Genomic DNA, 12552 nt, shown 5'->3' with positions numbered 1-12552 from the left:
CCAGTAATCAGATACTGGCTTTTTATTTAATGAGTTTCTAATAAGTTAACCTGCTCAACCTGAACATCACTCATCAAATTTCCTTCAGCCAATAGCTGATTAAAATAATTTTCGACTACTATTGCCTGTTCAGCAGTACTTTCAACTTTATACATCTTTTGGCGGAATTCATTACTCGAACGTAATCCTTTGGTGTACCAAGCAATATGTTTACGGGCAATACGGCAGCCAGAGTATTCACCATAAAATTGATAAAGTTCTGATAAATGCCCCAATAACACCTGCTTCACCTCTTCAATATTAGGTGCAGCTAAGTGTTCACCAGTTTTTAAATAATGAGCAATTTCACGAAAAATCCATGGTCGACCTTGAGCAGCGCGACCAATCATAATTGCATCTGCCCCTGTATAGTCGAGTACATATTTTGCTTTTTCAGGACTATCAATATCACCGTTCGCAATAAGTGGAATATTGATTAATTCTTTAACATGTTTGATCAAATCATAACGTGCTGTATTTAAATACATGTCTTCGCGAGTACGGCCATGTAAAGCTAGCGCGGCAATCCCCGCTTCTTCTGCCCTTTTTGCTACTCTTAAAATATTTTCCTGACCATTTAAAAAGCCCAAACGGGTTTTCAAAGTCACGGGAACATCAACAGCAGCGACCACTGCATCAAGAATTCGAGCCACTAAGTCTTCATCTTGTAATAACGCTGAACCAGCGAGCTTATTACATACTTTCTTGGCAGGACATCCCATATTGATATCAACAATTTGTGCGCCATTTGCTACTTGATAGCGTGCAGCCTCTGCCAATTGCTCAGGATCAGAACCTGCAATTTGAGCAGAGATTGGAGCGAGTTCACCATCAAAGTTCGCACGATAGAGGCTCTTTTTGCTCATCCGCAAAGTTTTATCAGCAGTCATCATTTCACTGACTGCATGGCCTGCGCCAAAATACTTGCAGAGTGTTCTAAATGGACGGTCAGTAACTCCAGCCATAGGAGCAACAATTAAATTATTTGACAGTTGATAGGGACCAATATACATATATATTCATACAATTGATGATCAACATAGTATACTTCATCCGCTTAATCGGCTCATCTTTTTATGCAGGTGCTTTCCTCGCCATGAACAAACCGTTGTCTTCCCGTTTTTTATTAAAATCATTCGGCATGGCTGCCGTATGCATGAGTTTAGCTGCTTGTGGTGATAAAGCTTGGTGGTCAAACGATGATGAGCCTGAACTAGAAAGCCAACAGATTAAACGTCTAATTCCATCGCGTGTGCATGACCGTGAGTCATGGGCAAATGATATGGATGACATCATGAGAGAGTTAGATATTCAAAAAAATAAAAAAAATGTCTGCAGTATTATTGCCGTTGTCGATCAAGAATCTAACTTTGTTGCCAACCCTCAGGTGTCTGGATTAGGACAAAAGGCTGTTGAGGAAGTGAGTACACGTTTAAATGAAAAATTTGAAGATAAACTTGGCAAAACCGTTGGTGGAACAATTGCTGGTTATTTTGAAGAAGTTCTAAGAACTCAGCCTTCTCCTGATAACAACTATATGAGTCAAATGCGTAAAGTTAAAACCGAGAAAGAACTCGACTTACTTTACCGAGAAATTTTCGACTTCATGGCTAAACATTATCATGTGAGTGCCTTAACTGGCGCAGCCAAATTAGTTGGTCAAGATATTGGCGAGAAAATGAACCCTATTACGACTTTGGGCTCAATGCAAGTTCATATTAATTATGCAAAAGCAAACAAGCGTTCGAGTATGAGTACTGCTGCGCTTCGCGATGATCTCTATACTGAATATGGTGGTTTATATTACGGCATACATCGTTTAATGGTTTATCCGGCAGACTATGATAAAGCTATTTATCGTTTTGCGGATTATAACTCTGGTATGTACTCTAGCCGTAATGCAGCTTTTCAAAAAATGCTACGAGAACTTACTGATAATGATATAAGCCTTGATGGCGATCTACTTCTTTATACAAAAGATGGTGATCCACGCGCAACTCAAAGCGAGTCAGAAAAAGAGCTGATTACGGTATTTGCAAAAAATAATATCTTAGTTACACCAAGACAAATTCGTAATGATCTTAAATTAGAAAAAGAGAAAAAGTTTGAGAGTACTCAAACTTATATTGCGCTGACTAAACTTTATAAATCCAAAACTAGCAAAGAACCACTTTATGCAATTATGCCTCAAGTAGTGATTTCTGGGCCTAAATTAAGTCGTGATTATAATACTAATTGGTACGCAACCCGCGTAAACGGACGATATGAAACATGTATGCAACGAGCGAAAAGAATAAGACTATAAAAAGTCTCGCCCTGTTCGATTTTGATGGAACCTTGTGTAGTAAAGATAGTTTTACAGGGTTCATCTTTTATGCTTTATCTAAGCGCCACATTGTTAAGCAAGGCTTAAAAATTCTGCCATGGATTCAAGCCTACTATCTTAACTTTTATCCAGCCCATGCTATGCGTGCCAAGTTATTCCGTAGCATGTTTAAAGATACCCCTGCAATTGAATTGCAAAGATTAGGTGAAGAATACGCACAAGAATTAGTCTCTGCGCTTTCGCCAGAAATCTTTACTCAGTTACAACACCATCAATTACGTGGTGATCGAGTGGTATTGGTTTCGGCTTCAATTGATGTCTATCTTGCTCCACTTTGCAAGTTACTAGATATCGAGTTGATTTGTACCGAAACTCAAATTAGAAACGGTATGATGACTGGTTACTACTCCACTCCAGATTGTAGTAGTGAACAAAAGAAGTTGAGAATACATCAGCAATATACGCTACAGCATTACCACCAGATTTATGCTTATGGTAATAGTTCAGAAGACCTAGATATGCTCAGTCTTGCCACACATCCATATATGGTAGGTGAAGACCGTGTTTTACCTCGTTTAACACCAGAAAAAAAGCTCGCATAAAGCGAGCTTTTTTTATTTGAACACAACTTAATAAATTGCCATATGATCACGGTGAATCATTTCAAGTGAACGAGCTTCGCCAAGCACTTGATAAACCTTATCTGAGGCTAAGCCTTTAATAATTTCGGCTGATCGTGAGCTAAAGTTCACTCGACCTACCGCAATACGTTTACCTTGTTTATCGACACATTCAACTACATCACCACGATCAAAATGTCCTTCAACATTTTTAACTCCCACAGGGAGCAAACTGCGATGCTTCAATTTAATCGCTTCAACAGCACCATCATCAATCACAAGACGACCTGCTGTTTGTAAATGAGCAGCAAGCCACTGTTGATGAGCAGTCATGCGGTCTTTATCTGTAGTAAACAAAGTACCTAGCATCTCACCTGCCATCGCACGTGACAGGACATTATCACTTTCGCCACTCGCGATGAGAGTTGGGCAGCCCGATTTAGCAGCTAAACGTGCAGCACGAACTTTAGTGACCATCCCACCTCGCCCGAGTACCCCCCCCCCACCGGCCATGTCGAATAAATCATCATCCATAGCACGAACGGTAGATAGTAATTTAGCCTCAGGATTATGACGCGGATCTGAGTCAAACATACCTTGCTGATCGGTTAAAATGATCAGTAATTCTGCATGAACCTGACCTGCCACCATCGCAGCTAAGGTATCGTTATCACCAAAACGGATCTCATCGGTAGACACCGTGTCATTTTCATTAATGACCGGAATCACACGCCAATCAATCAAGTTTTGCAAAGCATCACACGAGTTCAGATAACGACGGCGATCCGCCAAATCATCATGAGTCAATAAAACCTGAGCAGTACGAATACCATGGTTTTCAAGCACACTAGACCAAGTATGAATTAAACCCATCTGCCCAATTGCAGCACAGGCTTGTAGACTGGGTAGATCGGTGGGTCGACTCGCAAGCTTCATACGAACCATACCTTCTGCTACAGCTCCTGATGACACTAAAATAATCTCGTGTCCGGCATTGTGTAGATCTGCAATCTGTTTCGCCCAATGCGAAATAGCATCTAGATCTAAACCTTGCCCATTAGCTGTAAGTAAAGATGATCCGATTTTAACAACGATTCGTTTACACTCACTGAGCTGACGTTGCCCATCGACCACTTCTATCATGTTTCCCTCGGTTTTCTAGTCACGAACGTAGATGACTTCTACATCATTGTCGTCTTCATCATCGTCAAAATCATCATCATCGTCCATCATGCTTTCGAGACGTTGTGCTCGACGCATTGCACGATATGCTTCTTTTGCCGCAATGGTTTGTTCACGTGTTTCAACTTCTAGTTGTTCACGGAAAGCTCTTACTTCTGCTGCGTATTCAGGATCTTCAACTTCGCGTTCACGTTGTTGTTCAATCTGATCCATCAGGTAATACACAACTTCTTTTGTACCTTCGCTTAATAAGCCCGATGTCTTAAAGACAGGTCCAGTCCACTCTAATTCATCTAGAATGTGCTGACACCACTCTTCACGGCTTTCTTCTGCGATCTGATCAAGTTTATTGAGTACTAAAACAACTGGTAGTTTCGCCAAAGTTGGTGAAAACTTAACCAACTCATTCATAATCGCTTTTGCATTATGCGCGGGATCTGAACCATCAATTGGTTGTACATCAATAATGTGTAAAAGAATACGAGTACGTGCCAAATGTTTAAGGAAACGAATTCCTAAACCTGCACCTTCTGCTGCACCCTCGATTAACCCAGGAATATCGGCCATTACAAATGAACGATGGCGGTCAGCATCGACTACACCCAAGTTTGGAACCATGGTTGTAAATGGATAATCTGCCACTTTTGGTTTTGCAGCACTTACAGCACGAATGAAAGTAGATTTACCGGCATTTGGCATACCAAGCAAACCAACATCTGCCAATACTTTTAATTCAAGACGAATTTCACGAAACTCACCTTTTGTACCAGTCGTACATTTACGTGGTGCTCGGTTAGTTGATGATTTAAAGTGAGTGTTACCTAAACCACCTTCACCACCACCAGCAACCAGAATTCTTTGGCCGTCTTCAACCAAATCGCCAATAATATCGCCTGAATCTGTATCAACAATTGTTGTACCAACGGGTACTTTTAAAACCACATCTTCACCACCACGTCCAGTACAGTTAGCACCTGCACCGTTTTTTCCACGCTCAGCACGGAATTTACGTGTGTAACGGTAATCGACTAGCGTACTTGTATCGTCATCAGCTTGAATATAGATACTTCCACCACGTCCGCCATCACCACCATCTGGGCCACCAAATGGTACAAATTTTTCACGGCGAAAACTGGCTACGCCATTGCCACCGTCGCCAGCCTCTACGGTAATGACTGCTTCATCAACAAAGCGCATCTGCCAATCCTCTAAAAACTCTAAAACCGCCTATTCTGCCATATTTTCATAAAATTCTCGAATAGAAAATGGAACAATTCCATTTATAACGATCTGTTTTATCTTTAATCCAGCAGATGCTTTTAGTTTTGCAAATAGGATCCTTATAAAAAATAAAATTTAGCCAATTTATTTAATTATCAAGGATGAACATTGCGTAGAGGTAAGGTCATTTGCATATCAAGATTTGCTCTTGTTTTTGGCACAGAATTGTACATGATGGCATTAAATGACGAGACATTCCCCATTTCCATAGGATCATTTACGTTTAGGCTTGGTTTAAACTGATGTTTCACCGATAAATTTACAGGTTCATCGAATTCAAAATAAACAGGACCATCAAAAACAATTTTAACGGGAACGGTATAACTACGTTTTAAATTAAAAGGGACATCCAATTTAATAGGAATATCTAATTTAAGTGGAAATTTTGGTAAAAACTTACTTTGATAAACCAAGTCTGTGGTGGTTTCTAAAGGCATGACCTGATCAATTTTGAGAGTCGTTGAATAATCGACATTTACCGTAATAGGTGTTTCTACTGCAAAATTTAAATCTGCCAGATATTTCCCTTTTAAGGGTAAAGTTAATTGGCGGTCTATATCTAATGTTGTATCAAGTTTACCAATAGACTGAACCTGCAAAGTATTACCAACTTGAATCTTTGTTTCTAAAGAGTCAGGTAAACTAATATCGGCATTATGAGCCGAAACGACTAAATTTGCTTGAATATTGAGATACACCCAAAACATAATAGCGGCAAGTATCATCATTAAAAAGAAACTGATTAACATACTCTTGAGTGAACGGAACATTAGCATCCACCCTATTGATCAGCTGTATTTTGTGATGTTTCTGAACCTAATACTCGATTTAATCGCATAGTGGACAGAGGAATCTTTAACTCACCATTTGCAATCTTAACAGGCAAAGTGTTTTTCACATCAACTGAAGCATTTAACGCTGTTTTAACAGGTACATTTAAATTACCCTCGATTGGGATATTCGTGTCCAATCTTGCTTTTAAAGGAATATGTAAATTTTCTTTTAATACTGTACGTACTGGTGCATCAAATTTTAAATGAACCTTTTGTTCAAGTGGGACATTAATATCAATTGGCACATCAAGTTTTAATGGAATTGTCCCTTTCAATGGCAAGGTAATATCACGTCCTAAAACTCGCACCTGAACCTTGGTATCAATTGGTAGATTTTGCTCGACTTTTAATGTTTCTTTGACCGGAATGGTTGTACTAATCGGCACCATATTATCGAAATAAACACGCGGAGTTAATGTTTGTGTTAATGGAATATTTAGTTTTTCATCAATTGGAATACTGGCATTTACGCGCCCTTTTACATCCACATTTAAAGCATCTTGTACTTTAACCTTAACTTGTAGAGGCTCTTGCAAATCAATAGCAACTGCCTGATTTTTCAGTGGAATATAAATATTAAAGTGCTTAAATACCCATATTGCAATGAGTACACCACATAAATTGGCAATAATGATGAATATAAAAACGACCAACAAACGTTTAAACTGCGACAATTCCTATCCCTTACTATTTTCTTTTTTTCCTTAATTTGTATTCTCATTTATTTACAAAAAATAGTCAGCATATATTTTGTACGGTTGTAAAAAAACCCAGTCTAAACTGGGTCTTTTTGTGAAAATATTTTATAGATCGTTAAATGATCTTAAGCATTCAATTCTGCTGGAATTTTTTTGTAGCTTACGCCGCACATTTGTTCAGCGATACGTAATACCTGACAGCTATAACCAACTTCGTTATCGTACCAAACGTAAGCAGTTAAACGGTTACCAGAAGTAATCGTTGCTTGAGCATCGTATACACCTGCTGTACGAGAACCGATAAAGTCACTCGATACAACTTCAGTCGAGTTGGTATAACCAATTTGACCTTGAAGGTTAGAGTTAATCGAAATTTGACGAATGTATTCGTTCACTTCTTCACGATCAACTTCTTTATCAAGTGTTAAGTTCAAGATCGCAAGAGATACGTTTGGTGTAGGAACACGTACAGAGTTACCAGTTAATTTACCTTTCAACGCAGGTAATGCTTTAGCAACTGCTTTAGCTGCACCAGTCTCTGTAATTACCATATTCAAAGTAGCAGCACGGCCACGACGATCTGCTTTATGATAGTTATCGATTAAGTTCTGGTCATTTGTAAATGAGTGTACAGTTTCAACATGACCATTAAGAACTTTATATTTGTCATCCAATACTTTAAGAATTGGAGTGATTGCATTTGTTGTACAACTTGCAGCAGAGATGATTTTGTCTTCATCTAAGATATCTGAGTTGTTTACGCCAAATACAACGTTTTTCATTTCACCTTTACTTGGTGCAGTCAATACAACACGTGCAACGCCTGGGCATTTCAAGTGTTGGCTTAGACCTTCAGCATCACGCCATTTACCAGTGTTGTCGATTAAAAGTGCATTTTCAATACCGTATTCAGTATAGTCAACTTCACTTGGGCTAGAGGCATAAATCACTTTAATGAAGTTACCATTAGCAATGATTGCTTCGTTTTCTTCATCAACAGAAATTGTACCAGCGAAAGTACCGTGAATAGAGTCACGACGAAGTAAAGAAGCACGTTTTGCTAAGTCACCGTCAGAAGACTTACGTACAACGATTGCTTTAAGGCTTAAACCACGACCTAAACCTGATTGGCTAATGATTAAACGAGCCAAGATACGACCAATACGACCAAAACCGTAAAGAACTACATCTTTAGGTTGTTCAGAAGTTGCGCTACCTTTGATTGACTCAACTGATTGAGCAACAAAAGCATCAACATCCCCACCTTTTTCTTTATATTCAACAGCAAGTTTACCGATATCAACTTCTGCAGAACCAATATTTTCAACTTTTGCTAAAGCTTCTAAAATTGGGAAAGTATTTACAACAGAAAGCTCAACGTCTACAACACGTGTACGACGGTGAGTTTTCAAAATTTGGATAACAGAACGGTTAATTAAAGAGCGACCGTAAACAGATACGACAATATTTTTTTCACGGTATAATTGACCGATTAATGCAATCATACGTTCCGCGATTTCTTCACGGTTTTTCCAACGGCCTTGGTGTTCAGCGTGCAGGGCGATGATAGTGTCTTTGCTCACAGATACGTCCTCTAATTAATTATATCTAGGCGTGATTTTTAAAACCCCGTAATTGTAATGGAATTATTGGCAAGAATGAATCAAAAGCTGACGTTAGTGGCTAGATTTTCCTAAAATTCATCATAAATTCATAAAATACCTATAATTATTTTTTATTATCTTATTGTTTAAAGCAGCTAAATTTTTGCTTTTTCTTACTTTTTAGATTCTAACGACCTACTCGGACTCATCATTTTTTAATCTTTTTTGATATTTTTTGATATTAAGTTGTAGATTTTGGGCTTTTTGCCGTTGTTGATAAAGATGAAGCGCCCCTTCTAAAACGAGTACAAAAACAGCACACCAAATCGGAATATAAGTGAACCACTCTTCTTGACCAATACTCTCTCCTAAAACTAAAGAAGCTAAAGCAAGTAATACAGGCTCCAAATATCCTAAAAGTCCAAATACAACTAAAGGTAGAAAGCGGCTTGCCAGAATATAACTTCCCAAACCAATCGCACTTAAAATTCCAAGCCCAATTATGATCAAAGAAAGACTCGGTTGGTCTATAAATTTACTGTATGGCAACAAACCTGTATGAGTTAAATAAATCGCAACGGGCATAATAATGACCAGATCCCACCAAAAGCCCCCTAAATTATCTGTTTTAATTTTCTTACGTAATAAAAAGTAGGCAGAATATCCAACTGCTACCAATGCAGTTTCCCAAGCAATACTTCCTAAACGCCATATCTCATGGCTAACGCCAATGACTGCAAGAATAATTGCTACCCATTGAAATTTTGATATTTTTTCGCCATACAAAACACTTCCTGCTAAAACTAGAACCAGCGGTAATAGGAAATATCCCAAAGAGACTTGCAACCCACGTCCATGCATCGGCCCCCACAAAAAAAGCCAAAGTTGTACTGAGGTTAAAATAGAAGTTGTGATTAATAGCAATAGTAAAGAAGGTTTAGCCAAAATACGTTGATAGATATTTTTGATATAGGCTAAATCACCACTCCACCACATAAATAAAGTAAGGAATGGTAATGTTGCAATAATTCGCCATCCAAAAGTTTGCTCACTATCGAGTTGGCTTAATAATTGAGTATAAAAATAAAGTACACCAAAAGTGAATGATGCCATGACAGACAAGATCACGCCCTTAAACATCATCAACCTCTTAGACTTTAGTAAAAACAACTCACTACAATACTTGATTTATCCACCATAAAAAAGAAAAAACCATGTAAAAACATGGTTTCTTCTTAATCAGGTATATACCACTATTCTTTATGTTCTGTACGGATAACATCTCGGATATCAAAACCTAATGTTTTTGCATAATTTAAATATTCATCCACCACTTCTTGCTCTGGATGAGGATTTCTTGATAGCACCCACAGATATTTACGTGAAGGCTCCCCAACCAAAACAGTCTGATAGTCTTCATCTAACTTTAAAATCCAGTAATCCCCACGAATTACCGGAATCCACCTTACAGCTTCAGGTAAAAAACTTACCTTCAATTTGCTGTTATATGGCGGGTTAACCACAAAGGCCTCCCCGATAGATTGCTGTAATTGTTTTCTATTGTCATAGCAGCGATTATCTACCACTACATTTCCATTTTCGTTTAAGGTGTAAGTTGCAGATACGTTATAAGCACACTTTTTTTGAAAAAATGTAGGCTTACGAGCGACTTCATACCAAACACCTAAATACCGGTCCAGTTCAACTTTATAGACAGTTTGTAAAGGTTTCGGCTGGGCATAGACATAGGTTCCAACAGCCAAACCAGCCAAAACGACACCGCCCAAAGCAATTTTAGCCAAACGCCAACTGGCTTGCGGAACATTATTTCGAAATGCCATTGTTGCCCTCAACGATTAGTTGTGAATACAAAAGAACTCAAATATCTACAGTAGCTTGTTTTTTAAACACATTATGTAGCGTTATGTATTCGTTTATTGCAACATTTGCGCTTTCAGTCGAATGATTTCATCACGTATCTGTGCTGCTTGCTCAAACTGTAAATCTTTCGAGGCTTTCAACATCTCTTTTTCAAGCTTAGTAATATGCTTACTAAACAATTTTGGATCAGAGAGAATATGTCTTTCATCAGCACTTAAAGCTTGTGCTTGTTCAAGTACTTTCTCATCAATTTCATCATCTGAAAGCACTTCACCTGAATCAATTTCTTTGATGACCTGACGAACAGCACTACGTGGCGTAATACCATGTAACTCGTTGAACTCGATTTGTTTCGCTCTACGGCGCTCAGTCTCATCTATTGCTTTTTGCATAGAATCAGTAATTCGGTCAGCATATAAAATTGCTTTACCTTTTACGTTACGCGCAGCACGGCCAATCGTTTGAATAAGTGAACGTTCCGAACGTAAAAAACCTTCTTTATCTGCATCTAAAATAGCAACTAAAGAAACTTCTGGCATATCGAGACCTTCACGCAGCAAGTTAATACCGACTAAAACGTCGAATACACCTGTACGTAACTCATGAATAATTTTGACACGTTCAACCGTATCAATATCCGAGTGTAAATAAGCGACTTTAACCCCGTATTCTTTTAAGTAAGAGGTCAGATCTTCCGCCATACGCTTTGTTAAAGTAGTCACCAACACACGTTCATTTAGATTCTTACGAATATTAATTTCAGAAAGAACATCATCAACTTGAGTTAATACAGGACGAACTTCAATTTCAGGATCAATTAGTCCTGTTGGGCGTACCACCTGTTCAACCACTTGGTCAGACTTCTCTAACTCATATTTTGCTGGCGTCGCACTGACAAAAATGGTCGTCGGTACAATGCGCTCCCACTCTTCAAATTTCATTGGTCGATTATCAAGTGCGCTTGGTAAACGGAACCCGTAATTCACTAAATTTTCTTTACGTGATCGGTCACCTTTATACATCGCCCCAATTTGAGGAACAGTAACGTGTGATTCATCAATAATTAAGAGCGCATCTTCAGGTACATAATCAAATAAAGTTGGAGGTGCTTCACCAGCTGGACGACCCGATAAATGACGTGAATAGTTTTCGATACCATTGGTATAGCCTAACTGTTGCATCATTTCTAAATCATAGCGGGTACGCTGCTCAATACGCTGGGCTTCCAGCAATTTGTCATGTTCACGGAAGAATTTAAGTTGATCTTGTAGTTCATCTTTAATCGTATCAATGGCACGAGTCAGATGATCTTTCGGCGTTACATAGTGGCTTTTTGGATAAATCGTAACACGTGGAACTTTACGAACCATTTTACCAGTTAAAGGATCAAACCAACGGATTGAATCGACCTCGTCATCAAATAGTTCAATACGAATCGCGTGTTGATCAGATTCGGCAGGAAAAATATCAATAATTTCACCGCGAATTCGATATGTACCACGTAAGAACTCAAGTTCATTACGCGTGTATTGCATTTCAACCAAACGGCGGATAATTTCATCACGACTTACGCGATCGCCCTCAACCACATGCAGTAACATTTGCATATAAGCATTCGGATCACCCAAACCATAAATTGCAGAAACCGATGCCACAATAATTGCATCACGACGCTCTAATAAAGCACGTGTTGCTGATAGTCGCATCTGGTCAATGTGATCGTTAATAGCTGCATCTTTCTCGATAAAAGTATCTGAGGATGGAACGTAAGCCTCGGGTTGATAGTAATCATAATAACTTACAAAATACTCAACCGCATTATTAGGAAAGAACGCTTTAAATTCGCCATAAAGCTGGGCAGCCAAAGTTTTGTTATGGGCCATCACAATTGTAGGTCGCTGTGTTTGAGCAATCACATTTGCCATGGTATAGGTTTTACCCGAGCCAGTTACACCCAGTAATAACTGATTACGAAAACCATGCTCGATACCATTTACCAGCTTTTCAATGGCCTGTGGTTGATCACCTGCTGGCTGATAATGAGTGACCAAATCAAAAGGTTGATTTTCGTTCAAAGTTATCTCTCTT

11 protein-coding genes are annotated in these 12552 nt (G+C 38.7%); 2 read left to right on the top strand and 9 right to left on the bottom strand.

Features of this window, described 5'->3' with window-relative positions; all coding sequences use genetic code 11:
- Positions 1 to 26: 26 nt before the first annotated feature.
- Entirely contained in the window at positions 27 to 1052 is a 1026-nt protein-coding gene (gene dusB, locus KTJ10_RS04760) for a tRNA dihydrouridine synthase DusB (protein ID WP_046811698.1), read from the bottom strand.
- An 83-nt stretch (positions 1053 to 1135) separates the two neighbouring features.
- Between dusB and KTJ10_RS04755 the strand changes: the two genes are divergently transcribed.
- Both KTJ10_RS04755 and KTJ10_RS04750 read left to right on the top strand, forming a co-directional pair.
- Positions 1136 to 2344, top strand: coding sequence for a DUF1615 domain-containing protein (locus KTJ10_RS04755; protein ID WP_262441463.1), 1209 nt, complete (start codon positions 1136 to 1138; stop codon positions 2342 to 2344).
- Positions 2311 to 2967, top strand: a complete 657-nt coding sequence (locus KTJ10_RS04750; protein ID WP_044100372.1) for an HAD-IB family hydrolase — start codon at positions 2311 to 2313, stop codon at positions 2965 to 2967. The genes KTJ10_RS04755 and KTJ10_RS04750 overlap by 34 nt, the downstream gene beginning before the upstream one ends.
- 27 nt (positions 2968 to 2994) lie before the next feature.
- Here KTJ10_RS04750 and proB read toward each other — a convergent pair whose 3' ends face one another.
- The 8 genes from proB to uvrB all read right to left on the bottom strand — a co-directional run bounded on the left by proB (position 2995) and on the right by uvrB (position 12539).
- Complete coding sequence (proB, locus tag KTJ10_RS04745; protein WP_016140311.1) at positions 2995 to 4128, bottom strand: glutamate 5-kinase; 1134 nt, start codon at positions 4126 to 4128, stop codon at positions 2995 to 2997.
- A gap of 15 nt (positions 4129 to 4143) precedes the next feature.
- Positions 4144 to 5364, bottom strand: a complete 1221-nt coding sequence (gene cgtA / locus KTJ10_RS04740; RefSeq protein ID WP_016140310.1) for an Obg family GTPase CgtA — start codon at positions 5362 to 5364, stop codon at positions 4144 to 4146.
- Positions 5365 to 5543: 179 nt separating this feature from the next.
- The gene (locus tag KTJ10_RS04735) at positions 5544 to 6218 is read right to left on the bottom strand and encodes a hypothetical protein (protein ID WP_199975801.1); all 675 of its coding nucleotides are present in this window, start codon (positions 6216 to 6218) and stop codon (positions 5544 to 5546) included.
- An 11-nt stretch (positions 6219 to 6229) separates the two neighbouring features.
- A complete protein-coding gene (locus KTJ10_RS04730; RefSeq protein ID WP_199975798.1) occupies positions 6230 to 6955 on the bottom strand; it encodes an MFS transporter in 726 nt (241 codons plus the stop codon).
- Positions 6956 to 7104: 149 nt separating this feature from the next.
- Entirely contained in the window at positions 7105 to 8562 is a 1458-nt protein-coding gene (locus KTJ10_RS04725) for a glyceraldehyde-3-phosphate dehydrogenase (protein WP_086265434.1), read from the bottom strand.
- 216 nt (positions 8563 to 8778) lie between these two features.
- Positions 8779 to 9726 (bottom strand): EamA family transporter RarD, encoded by a 948-nt coding sequence (gene rarD / locus KTJ10_RS04720; RefSeq protein ID WP_262441462.1) that lies wholly within the window; start codon positions 9724 to 9726, stop codon positions 8779 to 8781.
- 110 nt (positions 9727 to 9836) lie between these two features.
- Positions 9837 to 10424, bottom strand: coding sequence for a lipocalin family protein (locus KTJ10_RS04715; RefSeq protein WP_199975795.1), 588 nt, complete (start codon positions 10422 to 10424; stop codon positions 9837 to 9839).
- Between the two features lie 93 nt (positions 10425 to 10517).
- On the bottom strand, positions 10518 to 12539 hold the full coding sequence (uvrB, locus tag KTJ10_RS04710) for an excinuclease ABC subunit UvrB (RefSeq protein ID WP_262441461.1): 2022 nt from the start codon (positions 12537 to 12539) through the stop codon (positions 10518 to 10520).
- Between the last annotated feature and the right edge of the window lie 13 nt (positions 12540 to 12552).

The organism is Acinetobacter sp. WU_MDCI_Abxc222 (genome assembly GCF_025514755.1).
Classification (GTDB): domain Bacteria; phylum Pseudomonadota; class Gammaproteobacteria; order Pseudomonadales; family Moraxellaceae; genus Acinetobacter; species Acinetobacter geminorum.
This window is presented reverse-complemented; position numbering and strand designations above follow the sequence as displayed.